At 56.8% G+C, this 15,233-nt stretch carries 16 protein-coding genes and 1 tRNA gene; 11 read left to right on the top strand and 6 right to left on the bottom strand.

Annotation, left to right across the window (positions count from 1 at the left end; all coding sequences use genetic code 11):
* The first annotated feature begins 1,361 nt into the window (after positions 1–1,361).
* Both MHK05_RS11915 and MHK05_RS08055 read left to right on the top strand, forming a co-directional pair.
* On the top strand, positions 1,362–2,816 hold the full coding sequence (locus tag MHK05_RS11915; protein ID WP_239205975.1) for an NlpC/P60 family protein: 1,455 nt from the start codon (positions 1,362–1,364) through the stop codon (positions 2,814–2,816).
* A 31-nt stretch (positions 2,817–2,847) separates the two neighbouring features.
* On the top strand, positions 2,848–3,921 hold the full coding sequence (locus tag MHK05_RS08055; RefSeq protein ID WP_239205977.1) for a ferrochelatase: 1,074 nt from the start codon (positions 2,848–2,850) through the stop codon (positions 3,919–3,921).
* Here MHK05_RS08055 and MHK05_RS08060 read toward each other — a convergent pair.
* Positions 3,918–4,691 (bottom strand): Rv1486c family protein, encoded by a 774-nt coding sequence (locus tag MHK05_RS08060; protein WP_239205979.1) that lies wholly within the window; start codon positions 4,689–4,691, stop codon positions 3,918–3,920. The genes MHK05_RS08055 and MHK05_RS08060 overlap by 4 nt on opposite strands.
* A gap of 33 nt (positions 4,692–4,724) precedes the next feature.
* On the opposite strand from MHK05_RS08060, the gene MHK05_RS08065 reads away from it, so the two are divergent.
* Positions 4,725–5,564, top strand: coding sequence for a DUF3097 domain-containing protein (locus MHK05_RS08065; protein WP_239205981.1), 840 nt, complete (start codon positions 4,725–4,727; stop codon positions 5,562–5,564).
* On the opposite strand, the gene MHK05_RS08070 is transcribed toward MHK05_RS08065, so the two are convergent.
* The 3 genes from MHK05_RS08070 to MHK05_RS08080 form a co-directional block, all read right to left on the bottom strand.
* A complete protein-coding gene (locus MHK05_RS08070; protein ID WP_023021534.1) occupies positions 5,561–6,139 on the bottom strand; it encodes a hypothetical protein in 579 nt (192 codons plus the stop codon). The genes MHK05_RS08065 and MHK05_RS08070 overlap by 4 nt on opposite strands.
* Positions 6,140–6,193: 54 nt before the next feature.
* The gene (locus MHK05_RS08075; protein ID WP_239205983.1) at positions 6,194–6,910 is read right to left on the bottom strand and encodes a TVP38/TMEM64 family protein; all 717 of its coding nucleotides are present in this window, start codon (positions 6,908–6,910) and stop codon (positions 6,194–6,196) included.
* A gap of 76 nt (positions 6,911–6,986) precedes the next feature.
* Positions 6,987–7,072 (bottom strand) — tRNA-Leu (locus tag MHK05_RS08080).
* Between the two features lie 227 nt (positions 7,073–7,299).
* Between MHK05_RS08080 and MHK05_RS08085 the strand changes: the two genes are divergently transcribed.
* Positions 7,300–7,839: a YbhB/YbcL family Raf kinase inhibitor-like protein gene (locus MHK05_RS08085; protein ID WP_239205985.1), complete on the top strand. Its 540-nt coding sequence runs from the start codon at positions 7,300–7,302 to the stop codon at positions 7,837–7,839.
* Positions 7,839–8,231 (top strand): hypothetical protein, encoded by a 393-nt coding sequence (locus MHK05_RS08090; RefSeq protein WP_239205987.1) that lies wholly within the window; start codon positions 7,839–7,841, stop codon positions 8,229–8,231. Before MHK05_RS08085 ends, MHK05_RS08090 begins: the two co-directional genes overlap by 1 nt.
* A gap of 98 nt (positions 8,232–8,329) precedes the next feature.
* On the opposite strand, the gene MHK05_RS08095 is transcribed toward MHK05_RS08090, so the two are convergent.
* Positions 8,330–9,445 carry a quinone-dependent dihydroorotate dehydrogenase gene (locus tag MHK05_RS08095; RefSeq protein ID WP_239205989.1) on the bottom strand — a complete coding sequence of 372 codons (1,116 nt, stop codon included), beginning with the start codon at positions 9,443–9,445 and terminating at the stop codon, positions 8,330–8,332.
* A 4-nt stretch (positions 9,446–9,449) separates the two neighbouring features.
* On the bottom strand, positions 9,450–10,496 hold the full coding sequence (locus tag MHK05_RS08100) for a YncE family protein (protein WP_239205991.1): 1,047 nt from the start codon (positions 10,494–10,496) through the stop codon (positions 9,450–9,452).
* A 66-nt stretch (positions 10,497–10,562) separates the two neighbouring features.
* Here MHK05_RS08100 and MHK05_RS08105 point away from each other — a divergent pair, with 66 nt between their 5' ends.
* From MHK05_RS08105 to hisG, 6 genes are all read left to right on the top strand, one after another.
* Positions 10,563–11,417 (top strand): undecaprenyl-diphosphate phosphatase, encoded by an 855-nt coding sequence (locus MHK05_RS08105; protein ID WP_239205993.1) that lies wholly within the window; start codon positions 10,563–10,565, stop codon positions 11,415–11,417.
* 25 nt (positions 11,418–11,442) lie between these two features.
* Positions 11,443–12,681 carry a cysteine--1-D-myo-inosityl 2-amino-2-deoxy-alpha-D-glucopyranoside ligase gene (gene mshC / locus MHK05_RS08110; protein ID WP_239205995.1) on the top strand — a complete coding sequence of 413 codons (1,239 nt, stop codon included), beginning with the start codon at positions 11,443–11,445 and terminating at the stop codon, positions 12,679–12,681.
* Between the two features lie 24 nt (positions 12,682–12,705).
* On the top strand, positions 12,706–13,089 hold the full coding sequence (locus tag MHK05_RS08115) for a hypothetical protein (protein WP_023021542.1): 384 nt from the start codon (positions 12,706–12,708) through the stop codon (positions 13,087–13,089).
* Positions 13,090–13,217: 128 nt separating this feature from the next.
* A complete protein-coding gene (locus MHK05_RS08120) occupies positions 13,218–13,934 on the top strand; it encodes an HAD family hydrolase (RefSeq protein ID WP_324291866.1) in 717 nt (238 codons plus the stop codon).
* Positions 13,935–13,992: 58 nt separating this feature from the next.
* Positions 13,993–14,256, top strand: coding sequence for a phosphoribosyl-ATP diphosphatase (locus MHK05_RS08125; protein WP_239205997.1), 264 nt, complete (start codon positions 13,993–13,995; stop codon positions 14,254–14,256).
* Positions 14,257–14,285: 29 nt separating this feature from the next.
* A complete protein-coding gene (hisG, locus tag MHK05_RS08130) occupies positions 14,286–15,131 on the top strand; it encodes an ATP phosphoribosyltransferase (protein ID WP_239205999.1) in 846 nt (281 codons plus the stop codon).
* Positions 15,132–15,233 lie beyond the last annotated feature (102 nt).

Raw genomic sequence — 15,233 nt, forward strand, 5'->3', positions numbered from 1 at the left:
GGTCAACTCTTAGGGGTTGACTCGGGGTGGGGGAGTGGTCGATTTGCTTCCATACTGTCCACAGGGGGCGGTTTGACGCGCGTGTCCATCCAGTTCGTGCGTGATTAAAATCACAATAACGGGATGGTAACAAAATCATTGCAGGTTAGGTGCTCATGTTGAGTCATGTGAATTAACTTGACTCACGTGAATTGCGGGAAAATTGTGCGAAGCGGGCGTGTCGTGACGTAAGGTTCGGGTGTCGACTCAGGGGACATTTCTTGCTTCCTGGGTTCATGGGCTTAGCCTTGACTGTCACGAGAGAACTCGCATGGGTATGTGGGGAAGCACGCCTCGAGCGAATGATGGAACATCGAGTGGCCGTCCTTGAAAGTCAATGAACCGGGCTCCATCGAAAGAGATTGGGGATGCAAGTTAAAAACTTGAGCGATTGCAATGTTCGAAAAAATTAAACATCAACCCACCTTCCGTTTATGAGGTGAGACGGGTTCATTAGAACTCCACCGTGTGGAACTTTTGGTGCGAATCTTTCGATAGGGCAGAGCGCGAAGCTCAGAGCCACGAAAGGGGCGCACGGATAGGTCCATAGGGTTTTGGGGCTAGGAACTCCTGTTCACTCCGCCAGGGCCAGCTTCGTGTGGCCTGTTCATGGTTTGTGGCTGCTTGCCCTCGACGGCTCAGGATTGTTTTAAAGGGCTAGACCTTTTAACAAAGTCAGCCGGCGCCGCGGCGAGTCATGCCAGAACCCGTAGAGCAGTTCTCACGGCGCTCAGTGCAATAGAACGTGATCGGGGCATGCGGAATCTTGGGTTGTAAAACGCATCCTGGAACGTATGTCGCAAATATCGCGAACGAGTAAGTGGACTTCGCAGTCATGGGAACTTCTGCTGTGAACAAAGGATATGTGTAGACCTTTTGCGCCAGCCTGTTGATTTTGGGCGAGTAGGCTTTTAACAAATTCAGCCGGATCCAAAGGTGTCTGATTTTCGCTGTTGTGGGGAAACAGTAGCGATTTAAGGCAGTCGGCTGGAATGCGATAAAGGTCAGGTTTTCCAGTTACAGCACGAAAAGTCCCTGGACTGTTGGGTGGTCCATAGAAACAACACGCCCGGAGTGAAGTCTCAGCCAATTGAGGCAGTCCATAACCATTTACCCCTCTAGTGTCTACGGGCGCTTGAGAATAGCTTCGCGTACCTATCTTTATCATCTCGAGGCGATTTTCTAGTTACCCCGGTTAGACATGCGATAACGCCTGCGTTTGTGCGAAATAGGCAGGCGGGGAGCCCGGGCATTCCTATGCCCGGAAGCGGTGATGGGCACTTCTTAAAGGAACTGTGTGGGTCCAATCTAGGAGTATTTCAGTGGCCACCATTCGCCTTCCGCGCATTCGACATGTTCGCGCTTTCCTTGCTGCAGTAGTAGGTACCGCAGCCGTATCAACTCTTTCTACCGTAGCGCCAGCAGGCGCCGATGATTCACCGGCGGACAATGCTGGTGTAATCCAAGCACACGACTCAGAGCGTGCGGCAATCGACCGCGCGGTTAACAACGCAGACTCTTTGCAGGGGGCTGTTGAGGCTTCGCGTGCAGAGCTAAGTCGAGCGGAAGCTGATGTCGCTGAAGCCGAGGATCGTATCGCTCGGATCCAGAGCCAAATGGAACAAGTTAGCGACGATCCAGGGGCGAATGAAGAGTACCTTGCTAGCCTGCAGGGCGAGTTGGATCAGGCAGACAAAGACAAGCGAGACGCCGAGAATCGTGTGGTGCAAGAGCGTCGAGAGTTAGCACAAAATGAGGCTCGACTGAACGCTACCCAACGGTTTGCGGAGGCAACTTCTGCTCGCCAGCAGGGAGCGCAATCCCAGGCGGCGAACGAAAGTGGTCTTCAGCTCTCTCAGCAGGACACGCTTGATACCGGCCTAAATCCAGTTAATGAGCTTGACAATCAAAAGACTTCCGACGCAGTGACGGTCAGTCCTGAAAACTTGACCGAAGAAATCAAGTCAGAAAACTTTACCGATGAGGTTGTTGGAGAGGGTGCCCCGCAGGTTTCTGCTGACCCGAACGTGTCCAATAATTCGGCAGAGCGAGGTGCTATCAACCAGGGCGGTACCGCTCCGGAAGCTGAATTTGGAAACGCCCTCAATCAGGGTGCTACACCAACGTTCCAGAACGTTGACTTCACAACTGGGTCCTCTGTAAATGATGCGCTCGGACTTGCGAATGATATCGCTGCTGCAGTTGATGAGGACGATGTGCGCACCCTCATGCAAGGCTCATCTGACTTGCTTGGATTGGGAAGCCCGAACACTGCACCCGCTGCTAGCGCTGATGCGCCTGAGGTGGATGAGGTGACGGAGTCTGACGATGCTATTGCGGGCGCAGATGCTGGGCGTGATGCTCAGATTGAGGCCGTCATTTCCCGTGCTGAATCTCAGGTTGGTGTGCCTTATGTTTGGGGCGGCGGCGATAACAATGGTCCTACCGGTGGGCTCCGAGATGGCGGAGTGGCTGACTCTTTCGGTGATTTCAACCAGTCGGGCTTCGATTGCTCTGGCCTCGTAAAGTACGCCTACGCGGCAGCTGGCTTGGACCTGCCTCACTACACTGGCGCACAGTACCAGCAGGGCAAGAAGGTTCCTCGCGACAACGCGAAGCGCGGTGACCTTATCTTCTACGGTCCTGGTGGCAACCAGCACGTAGCTATCTACCTAGGTGATGGGCAAATGATTGAGGCGCCACAGTCTGGTCAGACTGTTTCAGTAGTTCCAGTTCGCTGGGGTGGTGCTACTCCCGACGTCGTGCGCCTTCTCTAATCTCCAACTTTTGGTTGGTATTGTTTAGGGCATGACTGACGCACAACAGAATGCCCAAAACTTCGACGCCCTCCTCGTCCTTTCTTTCGGTGGCCCGGAAGGAAACGAGGAGGTCGTTCCGTTTTTGGAGAACGTTACCCGTGGTCGAGGAATTCCTCGCGAACGGCTTGAAGTGGTGGGTGAGCACTATTATCACTTCGGAGGCGTAAGTCCGCTCAATGCGCTCAACCGTGAAATTATCGAGCATGTCCACGGTGAGCTGAAGAAACGCGGACATAATCTACCGGTTTATTTCGGCAACCGGAATTGGCATCCCTTTGCCAACGAGACCGCAGAACAGATGTCTCGGGACGGTATCCGTAAAGTAGCTGTATTTGCCACCTCCGCATGGGGTGGGTACTCCGCGTGCCGGCAATATGACGAAGATATTCAGCGCATGCGCGAGCATCTGGCGCAGCAAGGCCTGCCGGAGATTGAATTCACGAAGATTCGTCAATTCTTTGATCATCCGAAATTTGTGGCCGAAATGGCCACTGCCGTAACGGAGGTCTGGGAACAAGTTTCAGCTGATAAGAAGGGGACTACCCGGCTTTTGTTCACCGCGCATTCTGTCCCCGTTGCGCACGATAACGTTGGCGGCGCGGAAGGCGATAAAAACCTCTACTCCCGCCAGGTGGCTGAGGCGGCGCGGTTGGTGGCGTTGCAGGCTGGCATTTCCGATTATGACCTTGTATGGCAGTCACGCTCAGGCAATCCACGCACTCCGTGGCTAGAGCCCGACATTGTTGATCACACCACTGAGATTCACCAGAACGAAGGTGTCGACACGGTTGTGGTTTGCCCAATTGGTTTCATCTCCGACCATATGGAGGTTATTTGGGATCTCGATTCCGAGCTGCAGAAGGCGGCCGAGGATATGGGGGTCAGGGTCGTGCGTACCCGTACTGTAGGCCCGACCCCTCGGTTTGCAGAAATGGTGGTTGACCTTATAGAAGAGCTGGAGCATGGCCGCGAGCAGGAAACCAGTGGGCAGGTGACCGTGCAAGGGTGCACGATCAATGGTGCGCCGTGTGCGGCGGGATGTTGCGATATTTGGTCTCTTTAACGCGCGAACTCTCCGAGTGCATAGGCAACGCCCGTCATGCGGGCCTGCCGGATGTGGCGCCACAAGCGAAGTAATTGCGGGTCAAGGCTGTGATCGTTGATGCGGTCGGTAACCGTTTCGATGATCGCGGCCACTCGGTCGGCGCGGGCGAAGAGTTTGGCTGCTCGGGCCGGCGTTGATTGGGGAAGGCCGGGGGTGTCATAAAAGTCGCTTAAAGTTCCCACGGTGAGGCGGGGGTTGGGCAGTGCTTCAGTGCTATACCCAGTTGCGGCGATAAGGTCAGCGGATTCACTGGTTGCTTGAGCAAGCAGTGCGTCGGCTTCCCCAGGGCTCAGCCAGGCGGGGGCAGGGAGCTGCTGCTTTTCGACGATTACCTGCCACGCGGTGTGGCTGCTATGGATATGAGGTATGAGGACTAAGTTGCGCGTGGGATTATTGGTGCGAACTATGATTGCTCCGGCTGAACTTTGGATAGCTGCGTGATAGGACTCCGATCCTGCGGGTAGGGCAGGGGGCTCTCCCGGCCCGGAAAGCGCGAGGCGTACAACGGGTTCCGCGCGCTCACCGCGCTTCGCGGTAAGTTCAGCGGTCTCTGCGCGCAGCATCGCCAGCACATCGACGAACGGTGCTTCATCCACACTCTCCGGACGCCCGCCCAGTTCTTTAAGAGCATCTAGCAAATCATCGGTGGTTTCGTGTCCCCACAGCCACGAGCCCAGCCAGACAGCAGTGTTTTGTAAAGGTGACCATACTTCGGCGCGCATATCCATGACGAGCCAGTCTAATAGATAGACTAACGGGCCATGAGTTTTGATCCTTATGGCGGAGACATATTTGCTGGCCACTCGCGGTCGAAGCCGCGTCAATATCCTGAGGTGCCAGCTGAGCCCGGAATGGTAGTGGAAGTACGTGGTGACGACTTTGTGGGTGCTGTCATGGGGGTGGATAAGACCGTTTTCGGTGAGGTAGTTCGCCTTGAGGATCGCCACGGTGTGGAACGCGTTTTTAATTTGGTCAAAGGCGGGTTCCTAGTGGAGGGTAAGCCGGTTACGCTTACCCGATACGTTGAAAAGCAGGCGCCCCGCAAGTCCAACTCCGGTTCCCGCCGCGTAGAAAACGTGGAGGCTAAGGTTGCCGCGCCCTCGCGCATTTGGGTGGAAGGCGTCCATGACGCCGCTATTGTGGAAAAGGTGTGGGGCCACGACCTACGCGTCGAAGGCGTAGTGGTGGAATACCTTGAAGGCCTGGACAATTTGGAAGACCGCTTGGCGGAATTTCAGCCCGGCCCCGGTCGCAGGGTAGGTGTGTTGGCTGACCATCTCGTCCAAGATTCCAAGGAAACCCGGTTAACGGAAACCGTGGGAGAGCATGTCCTGGTCACTGGTCATCCATTCATCGATATTTGGGCAGCGGTGAAGCCGCAGCGCGTGGGATTGCGTGCATGGCCAGAAGTACCTTATGGCGAGGACTGGAAGACCGGAATCTGCAGGCGGGTGGGTTGGAGCGACCCTAAGGACGGCTGGCGTCATGTGTATAACGCCGTGCACTCTTTCCGTGACTTAGATTCCAGTCTGATTGGCGCGGTAGAGCGGCTCGTGGACTTCGTTACGACGCCCGAACTGAGCAAGTCTGATTTGCTCTAAGGCTGGGTAAGATTGGCGCGCTCAATCAGGTTGACGGCCAACTGCCATCCAGCCAATTCCGCGCTCCAACCGGCCGCCTGGAGGCGCTGCGACATGGCTTGTTTAGAAATCCCTAGCTCTTCGGCGGCCTCATTTTGGTTCAGCCCAGCACGCACGAGTGAGGTAGCCTCGCGCCCCTCGATGGTGCGCTTGTGCAAAACATATCCCAGCAGGGCAAAGGTGGCCGCGATATCGCTTGCCTCGGAAGCGCGGCCACGCTTGTTGATCTTGGCGTAGACCTGGCCCATACGGGCGGACTTCCGCAACGCGGCGGTAGCTATTTGGCGTGCCCCCTCCTCATCTTCTTGGTTGCCGGGGCTTATACCGATGCCGATGGCCCAGTCGCCGTCGGCAAGCAAGGCCATGACGACGTCGCAGACGGCCGTTGCTGAATCAACTACGGCGCAAATATCTTCCACGCCAAGCACATGGAACTCTCCAACGCCAGAAAGAGTTGATAGGGCCGACGCAGAACGCTGGACCAACTCTGCGCGACGCACGGAACGGCCACGGTAGCGGGCGTGGACAGCAAGCATGGAAAACCTCCCTTTAAGAACCTAATGCGAAATAGTCTACCGCTCGAACTTGACTTAAGGGCGAGTGGGAAGTCGCGAATCCATATACAGCCCGCTCGCTCCAATCGCAGCGAAAACCACCATAGCGAGGACGATGCCGGGAGAGGTATGTCCGGTGAGGGTATCGCCGAAGAACACGCCCAAAGCCGTAGTAGGAATAGATCCGACAAGGGTGGCCAAGGTGAAGTGGCTGAGCTTTACCGGAGTAAGGGCAGCAACGTAGTTCAGGAGGCTAAACGGGACGCCGGCTACCATCCGGAGGGAAGCTATGGCCAGCCACCCGCGCCGCTCGAGATGCGCGTTGATTGTGAACACTGCGGGATGGGTCAGGTGCGGGCGGATCCAGGCTCCGAGGAGCTTGCGGACGATAAGAAAGGACAACGCCGCTGATACCGTCAAGGCGCACAGGGAAAGCGCGAGTCCCTTCCACGGGCCAAATAATAGTCCTGCGGCTACCGTCCAGAAGGTTCGAGGAAAGGGAAACTGGGTAAATATGACATAACCTAGGGTGAAGATGAAGGGGAACCATGCGCCAAATCGGGTGGAGGCATTACGCAGACGAGCCACATCCGGCAGATCGTAGAAATAAAGCACGGCGAGGAGGGCGAGTACTGCAGCGAGAACGGCTATCCACCGCTGCACGGTCCACCGCTGGATTGAGCGCCAAGCGGACCGAGCGAGCGAAAGCAGGAAGTGGCCGAAATTGCGCACCCAACTCAGAAATGTGGTCATGGGGAAATCGTAGTCCTTGAGGGAGTGCAGGATAGAAAAATCCGACGGCTACCTCGTGGTAACCGCCGGAAGTCTGTGCCCGAGGGGGGACTTGAACCCCCACGTCCGTTAATAGGACACTAGCACCTCAAGCTAGCGCGTCTGCCATTCCGCCACCCGGGCAGGGTGTTTGTCAGCCTCTCGGCTGGGCACTCCGATACTGTATCTTGCGTGGGGTGTGCTTTACAAATCGCCAGCGTAGGGCGCCGAAAAGTCCATGCGTGAAGGGCGGTGAAATACATGGGTGTAATCCGGCCTAAGCGTCGTACTGGGGTACGACTGTAGTGTGACCATGGCGTGCGGTTACACCACATCGACATCGCCTTGTGAGGTGGGGTACAAATGGGTCTATGACTTCTTATGCAGATGACTCCCGCTTCCCTGGACCAGATCCCGACGCACCGCTGCGTGATGTTCCTTCCTTTGTTCTTTCTTCCACCGACGTGGTCGAAGGCGATGAGCTGCAAGAAAAGCTTCGCGCTCCGGAAAGCGTTTCCCCTCAGCTTGCGTGGTCCGGTTTGCCTGAAGGCACTAAGTCCCTGGCTGTGACCTGTTTCGACCCGGATGCACCCACCGCTTCTGGTTTCTGGCACTGGGCGGCCTTCAATATCCCCGTTGAGGTATGCGAGTTGCCTACCAATGCTGGTGCTGCAGAAGACCTGGGCATTGACGGTGTTATTAGCTTGCGCAACGATTCGGGCGAGCGCACCTACTATGGCGCCAACCCGCCTGCCGGTCACGCACCTCACCGCTATCTGTACGCAGTCCATGCAGTAGACGTGGAAAAGCTCGATATCAACCCAGATGCAACCCCGACTGTGCTCGGTTTCAACCTGCATTTCCACGCGCTCGGCCGTGCCATTTTGTGGGGCTGGTACGAGGCAAAGTAATGGCAAGTAGCTCTAGTGCATCGCAGGCTAGCCGTCCGGCGACCCTGCGTGTCGGCGGCGCCTTCATGGTGGTCGCATTCGTGCTGGCTCTCTTCGCGCTAATCTCTGTCTTTTCGGATGGCTGGGGAGCCGACTTCGCATGGACGTATTCGAAGGTGGCTATTGTTGCCGCCGCGTTCCTCGTCGGGGCCTTTAGTACCATGAGTAGAAGCCAGGCGGGAAGCCGCGCCCAGGTTGTGGCATTAGTGGTTGCGATCGTAGTCATTGCGGCGAGCCGCTTCTTACCCGGCGGGATTTTATTCACCCAAGCGCAGTTTTGGGTGGTGTTCTACGCCGGCTTCGCAGTCCTGTGCGCACTTATTCTCAGGCGCAGCGCTATGGCGCAAGCCTAGCCAGTACCGTGTTTAATCAATGAAAGTCCGCCCCCAGCTGCTTAGGGTAGAGCAGGTGGGGGCGGACTTTCTTGTTCAACCAAGAGTCTCTATAGGGATTAATCCACCGGTTTCCATGGCAGGCCAGAGCCAACCGCTTGGGAAATATTACGCAAGCCGTGGGCGCGGATTTGGGCGGCAATGCCACGGTGGATATCGCGGATCCAATCCGGACCGCCATAGATGAGGCCGGTGTAGCCCTGCAACAAGGAAGCGCCGGAAGTGATGCGTTCCCACGCCTGCTCCGGCGTGGAGATGCCCCCGACGGAGATGAGGGTGAGCTGGCCTCCGACACGCTCATTGAGACGGCGCAGCACCTCCAGAGAGCGCTCGGCTACCGGGGGACCAGATAGGCCACCGGCCCCCATTTCCGCTACCTCGGCAGGAGGGGTCTTGAGCCCCTCGCGGGAAATGGTGGTATTGGTCGCCACGATACCGTCGAGACCAAGTTCAAGGGCTAGGTCTGCCACGGCATCTACGTCGGCATCAGAAAGATCGGGAGCGATTTTCACCAACACTGGAACGGCGGTGCACTCTTGCACGGCAGAAAGAATGGGGCGCAGCGACTCCACTGCTTGTAGGTCGCGCAGGCCCGGGGTATTCGGCGAGGAAACGTTGACTACAAGGAAGTCAGCCAAGTCGCCCAATGCGGAAGCAGAGCGGCGGTAGTCTTCCACAGCTTGGTCGGCAGGGGTGACTTTAGTCTTGCCAATATTAATGCCAATAACATCGCTGTAGCGGCGCTTGCGGAGGTTTTCTGCAGCGGCCGCTGCACCCTCATTGTTAAACCCCATGCGGTTCAAGATGGCCTTATCTGCCTTAAGGCGAAAAAGCCGCGGCGCAGGATTTCCCGGCTGTGCCTGGGCGGTGACAGTGCCCAGCTCTGCAAAGCCGAAGCCAATCGGGGACCAGGCATCAGCCGCCGCAGCGTTCTTATCGAATCCGGCGGCAAGGCCCAGTGGGCGGGGAAACTCTACGCCAAAGACCTCTTGGCGCAGCACCGGATCGTTGACCGGCAGCACCTTTGCCAAGGCCCGGTTGGCCGGTCCGACCGCTTGGAGTCCACTCAGGGCGGTGTTGATGATTCCGTGGATTCGCTCCGGGCTGAGCTGAAACATGCCTCGCAATGCCACTTGGTAGGCCTGCGCGCGCAGTCGATCGATTGTGCTGGTCATGGTGTTAAGACTCCTTCTTCAGGTGCGGGGTGTCCACGAACTGGAGGCCGTGGCCGGTGGCGGAGGCGGCGACAAAGGTGCCATCGGCAAGCACGGCAATGTTTTGCGCATCCGGCACGGTAGAGATATCTCCGCGCAGTTCCGGAACGCCTTTATTTATCTCATAGGCATGAGCCTTGTTCGTATCTGTGGCGCTGACCCACGCCAGATTGTGCTCCTTGTCCCAAGCTACGCCCCACGGGGTGCCATCTACGTTTCCGTATTGGTGCAGGCGGATAACGTCATCAGAGGTGTAGACGGCCAAGCGGCCGCCCTCGGTATCGGAGGCAAGAATAACGCCATTGTCGCCCACCGCGATGCTGCCGACGCCCTGGCCAACACGCAGGCGGCCGCCAGCGCGATCATTAGTCCAATCCACGTTTTGGATGGTGGAATCCTCGCGGTGGATGCGTACCACTCCATCGTCACCCGCGGAATTGGGCACGGCTAGTAGCTGGTCCGACCCGGCCTCGACCGTGATGTCGCCTTCGCGCTTGCCATCTTTATAGATGCCGACGGTGGCGGAATCTGCTGAGGTGGCAAATATCTCGCCGCTGGAAAGCTGGGTGGCAGCAGTAACAGGAGTCTCCTCCTCCATACGGACCTCCTCGGGAGAATCCGGGGAGGAGGGATCGATGAGCAGGACCTTTTCCGGGCAGGCCAGTACAAAGCCCGACGACGATGAACTTAGATCACCGCACTCCGCAGAAATGTCTAAAGCAGTTGCCTTATGGCCCGCAAACTCTTTATGGCTGCCGATAAGGAGCTGGTCCTTAGTGCGCACCGCAAGCGAGTTATCGACGGCAGCAAGGTCTGTGATGTCTTCCTTAAGGCCTACGACGGTGCCCTCCGGGTCCGCCTTGACAGGGGAGGCCGCTGGGGTGGCATTGCCCTTGACCGCGGTTTCTGGGTCGGCGCCTACGCCCACATCGGGCTGGCAGGCAGCCAATGCGGTGGCGCTTAACGCCAGCAAACTGGATAAGACAAGTGCGGTGCCGGATTGAGATTTCACGGCTACTAATCCTAACAGTGCGCGTTGTAAAAACCCGAAGCTTAGCGCGGCTGTAGTGTGAAGCAGGTGATTTCTAATACCGCTACTGACGCTGTTTCTTGGGCGCAGGTCATTGTTTTATCGATCGTGCAGGGGCTGACCGAGTTTCTTCCGGTCAGTTCTTCCGGTCACCTGCGCATTGTTTCCGAGCTTTTCTGGGGCAAAGACGCCGGCGCTTCCTTTACTGCCGTTATTCAGTTGGGTACCGAGCTGGCTGTGCTGGTCTATTTCGCTCCTATGATTTGGCAGATTCTGTCCGGTTGGTTCCGCGGTTGGACCGATAAATCTTCTCGTGGCCAAGACTGGCGCATGGGATGGATGGTCATCGTTGGCTCCATTCCCATCGGTATCATCGGCTACGCCTTCGAAGACGCAATCCGCGGAGCGCTACGCAACCTGTGGATCACCGCCGCCATGCTGATTCTTTTCTCCTTTGTGTTCATCGCCGCAGAAAAGCTAGGAAAAAAGGAGCGCGGTTTCGAACAGCTGACTATGAAAGACGCCATCGTCATGGGCCTGTGCCAGTGCTTGGCACTCATCCCAGGCGTTTCTCGCTCTGGCGGCACCATCTCTGGTGGCCTGTTCTTGGGGCTGGACCGCGAGGTGGCCACGCGCTTTAGCTTTTTGCTCGCCATTCCAGCAGTCCTGGCTTCGGGGCTTTTCTCGCTTCCCGACGCCTTTTCTCCCGACGCCGGCCAATCCGCTACCGGCCTCCAGCTTCTGGTAGGCACTGGCATCGCCTTCGCCCTGGGCTACGCCTCCATTGCATGGTTGCTGAAGTTCGTGGGCAACCATTCCTTCTCGTGGTTTGCCGCTTACCGCATCCCAGTCGGTGTTCTCGTTATGATCCTATTGGCGCTGGGAGTCCTGCAGCCGTTGTAAAGCACACCGCGTTAGTATGGTGGCTATGCATTCTTGGCCTATACCTTCTTTCCGCCCTGTGCCGGGTGAAGCGGCGCAGCTGCACTTGTATGATTCCGCGAATCAAACCATCGCTCCCGTAGAGGTCGCAGGGGATACGGCCACCATGTACGTGTGTGGCATTACGCCCTATGACTCCACCCATTTGGGCCATGCTGCCACGTACCTGACGTTTGACCTTATCTACCGCGCGTTCTTGGACGCCGGGAAGAAGGTCCACTACGTCCAAAACATCACCGATGTCGATGATCCACTGTTTGAGCGCGCCGAACGCGATGGGGTGGACTGGCGCGAGCTCGGTACGTCTCAGATCGAGCTTTTCCGCTCCGATATGGAGTTGCTCTCCGTCTTTCCGCCGCAAGATTATGTCGGCGCCATGGAGGCCGTCGATGAAATCGTGGAGATGGTCCAGAAGCTTCTTGACGCTGGTGCGGCCTACGTCGTAGATGATCCCGAACACCCGGATATCTACGCCTCCATCGAGGCCACCGAGCAGTTTGGATACGAGTCCAATTATTCTGCGGCAGAGATGCAGACCTTCTTTGCAGAACGCGGCGGCGATCCAGACCGCCCAGGAAAGAAGAACCCGCTTGATGCACTCATCTGGCGCGCTCACCGCGAGGGTGAGCCCGCTTGGGAGTCGCCCTTTGGTCCTGGCCGTCCGGGCTGGCATATTGAATGTTCCGCTATTGCCACCGATCGTTTAGGTTCGACCTTTGATATTCAAGGTGGCGGTAGTGACTTGAAGTTCCCACACCACGAATTTTCCGCCGCCCACGCCGAGGCGGCCCTAGGCGTGGACCGCATGGCAAAGTTTTATGTACACACAGGCATGATCGGCCTCGACGGGGTCAAGATGTCTAAGTCCTTGGGCAACCTTGTCTTCGTCCACAAGCTAGTAGGAGCAGGCGAGGAGCCCTCCGCTATCCGCCTGGGCGTCTTCGCTGGGCATTACCGCGATGAGCGGGATTGGTCGGATGAAGTGCTCAAAGAGGCAAAGCACCGGTTGTCCGCGTGGCGGGAAGCAGTGGCTACGCCAGGAAGCATGGCGGGAGCTCAAGGGGTCGTCGCCAAGCTGCGCGCGGCGATTGCCAATGACCTCGATACCCCTGCGGCGCTGGCTGCTGTGGATGAGTGGTCGCAGGCTGACCGTGGCACAGACGAAGAAGGAGCGGCCGATTTGGTTCGCACTGCCCTAAATTCACTCCTCGGCGTGCAGGTTTAGCCAAGATAGGGCAGTATCTACAGCATGAGCATTCGCGCCGATTTCCAGCCCACCGTAGATGAGTTCATAAGTGATCTGAAGTCCTTCGCCACCGGCGATTACCTCAAAGAGGAGGAAAAGGAGTTCTGGGAGGCTCCGTTTGATGCCAGCGTGCTTCCGGAGCTACGCGGTCACCTTGAGAATATGCTCGATGGGCTGGATGCCCTTCCGGATGATCCAGATGGCCCGCAGCTGGTAACCGTCTTGTCCAAGACCGTTCGTGCGTTGGCCGATTTTAATCGTGCCCAGCACGACGCTGTCCTCGAGCCGGAAGAGAAGGAAGAGCTATCTGAGCTTATCTACAACGCCTGCGCGGCAACTGGAGCAGATGACGAAGCTCTATCGCACATTCCAGAACTAGACTTTTAGTTCTTGTCCTCTCGCTTTTTAAGCGCCGGCCCGCGGCATAATCGCAGCCTGGCGCTTACTTCTGTGCCCTTAGCGCATGGTCGGTTTCACCACACAGCCTTTTTAAAGAGAAAGTTAGTTTTATTCTCGTGCAGCACCCCGATGCCGTTTCTGGTCTGACAAAGCCCGCCGCCATTTTCTGGGACATGGATGGCACGCTCACCAATTCGGAGCCGCTTTGGGCGGAAGCAACGTTCTATCTCTCGGAGCTCCTAGGGAAGCGTTTAACTCCCACCCAACGCCTTGCCACTGTGGGGGCAACTTTTGAGACGACTTTGGGGATCTGCGCAGATAATGCGGGCGTGACACTGCAGTCCGGTGACAGCGATCGATATCGCGCTCGGATGTTTGACTATGTCAAAGGGCTCTTCGCTCGCAAGCTGGAGATTTTTCCCGGCATTCCTGCGTTGCTGCATGAGCTGAAGGCGGATGGCGTGCCAATGATGGTGACGACTAATACCGAGCGCAACGTCGCCGATGCCGCCATTAGCGCGTTGGGGCGGCAGTACTTTGTCGATACCATTTGCGGGGATGAAGTACCTTCCGGGAAACCTGCACCGGATATGTACCGCGAAGCGGCCCGCCGCATCGGAGCAAAACCTGCGGATTGCTTGGTATTTGAAGATTCCGCGACGGGAATGCGCGCCGCAGTTGATGCTGGCTGTATAGTCATCGGCTTGCCCGAAGATGACGAGGTGGAGGTTCCGCCGGAGGTCACCGAGGTCTCCCAGCTCCGCAACTCGCGGCACCTCGCCGGTGCTCGGGCCTCCGAGGTCTATGAGTGGTTTAGCCAGATTTCGAAATAGCAGTAGAACTTTAAGGTTTTACTACATTCTCTAACTACCTGTGGAACAATAGGTAGGCGTGAAGAACTTTGATTCCCTTTTTGCTGAATTATCCGAGAAGGCTGCCCAGCGCCCCGCTGGTTCTGGCACCGTTACCGCTTTGGATAAAGGCGAGCATCACATAGGCAAAAAGATCATCGAAGAAGCCGGGGAAGTGTGGATCGCCGCAGAGTATCAGTCTGATGCTGAGCTAGCAGAAGAAGTGTCTCAGCTGCTCTATTGGACTCAGGTCATGATGCTCAAGCGGGGGCTTACCCCAGAAGACATCTACAACTACCTTTAAACAGCGCCCCACGGGACGGAAGGATCCGCATGATAAAAATTGCTGTACCGAACAAAGGCTCACTGTCAGAATCCGCCGTGGACATTCTTGCAGAGGCCGGCTACAAGGGGCGTGGACATTCCAAAACACTCAACGTGGTTGATGCGGATAACGGGGTTGAGTTTTTCTTCTTAAGGCCCAAAGATATCGCCATCTATGTTGCCCGCGGTGTTTTGGATCTGGGTATTACCGGTCGCGATTTAGCTCTCGACTCAAAGGCGAGCTTTGATGAGGTTCTGCCATTAGGGTTTGGAGGATCTACTTTTCGCTATGCAGCCCCGCAGGGGGAGGAGTGGGATATCTCTCAACTGGATGGTCGCCGGATCGCGACCTCTTACCCCAATCTTGTCCGTGCGAACCTTGCCGAGCATGGAATTGAGGCCGATGTTATTCGGCTAGACGGAGCGGTAGAGATCTCCATCCGGTTAGGCGTTGCCGATGTCATTGCTGATGTCGTGTCAACTGGTACTACCTTGCGCCAACAAGGGTTGGCGCCGTTCGGCGAGCCGATCATTGAGTCCGAGGCCGTAGTAATCAAGCGCACAGGGGTAGAAGTTAGCGAAGAAGAGCAGGTGGTGCTCGACCGCATGCAGGGAATTTTGCACGCTCGCACCTATCTGATGATCGATTACAACATCGCTCATTCCAACCTCGATGCGGCTGCTGGTACTACTCCCGGGTTAACCGGTCCTACGGTCTCACCTTTGGCGCGTGAGGGCTGGGTGGCGGTGCGCGCGATGGTTCCCAAGAAAAACGCCAACCAAGTCATGGACCGGCTTTCCCAACTCGGCGCAGAGGCGATCTTGGCTTCTGATTTACGCATCGCCCGCTTTTAGGGGGAGCGAATTTTCTGGGTCGGCCCAAATAGATTCAGTCGTGGCTAACATTAGCGCTTGAGGTTACTCATCCGAATATAAGTCTCGACAGGCAAAGGAGCC

This window comes from Corynebacterium nasorum (assembly GCF_022347325.1).
Classification (GTDB): domain Bacteria; phylum Actinomycetota; class Actinomycetes; order Mycobacteriales; family Mycobacteriaceae; genus Corynebacterium; species Corynebacterium kefirresidentii.

Coding starts and splice junctions, on each gene's coding strand:
- mshC (WP_239205995.1), top strand. CDS start 11,443: ATGCATTCTTGGCCTATACCTTCTTTCCGCCCTGTGCCGGGTGAAGCG.
- hisG (WP_239205999.1), top strand. CDS start 14,286: ATGATAAAAATTGCTGTACCGAACAAAGGCTCACTGTCAGAATCCGCC.
- MHK05_RS08115 (WP_023021542.1), top strand. CDS start 12,706: ATGAGCATTCGCGCCGATTTCCAGCCCACCGTAGATGAGTTCATAAGT.
- MHK05_RS08095 (WP_239205989.1), bottom strand. CDS start 9,445: ATGACCAGCACAATCGATCGACTGCGCGCGCAGGCCTACCAAGTGGCA.
- MHK05_RS08090 (WP_239205987.1), top strand. CDS start 7,839: ATGGCAAGTAGCTCTAGTGCATCGCAGGCTAGCCGTCCGGCGACCCTG.
- MHK05_RS08055 (WP_239205977.1), top strand. CDS start 2,848: ATGACTGACGCACAACAGAATGCCCAAAACTTCGACGCCCTCCTCGTC.
- MHK05_RS08085 (WP_239205985.1), top strand. CDS start 7,300: ATGACTTCTTATGCAGATGACTCCCGCTTCCCTGGACCAGATCCCGAC.
- MHK05_RS08065 (WP_239205981.1), top strand. CDS start 4,725: ATGAGTTTTGATCCTTATGGCGGAGACATATTTGCTGGCCACTCGCGG.
- MHK05_RS08075 (WP_239205983.1), bottom strand. CDS start 6,910: ATGACCACATTTCTGAGTTGGGTGCGCAATTTCGGCCACTTCCTGCTT.
- MHK05_RS08060 (WP_239205979.1), bottom strand. CDS start 4,691: ATGGATATGCGCGCCGAAGTATGGTCACCTTTACAAAACACTGCTGTC.
- MHK05_RS08070 (WP_023021534.1), bottom strand. CDS start 6,139: ATGCTTGCTGTCCACGCCCGCTACCGTGGCCGTTCCGTGCGTCGCGCA.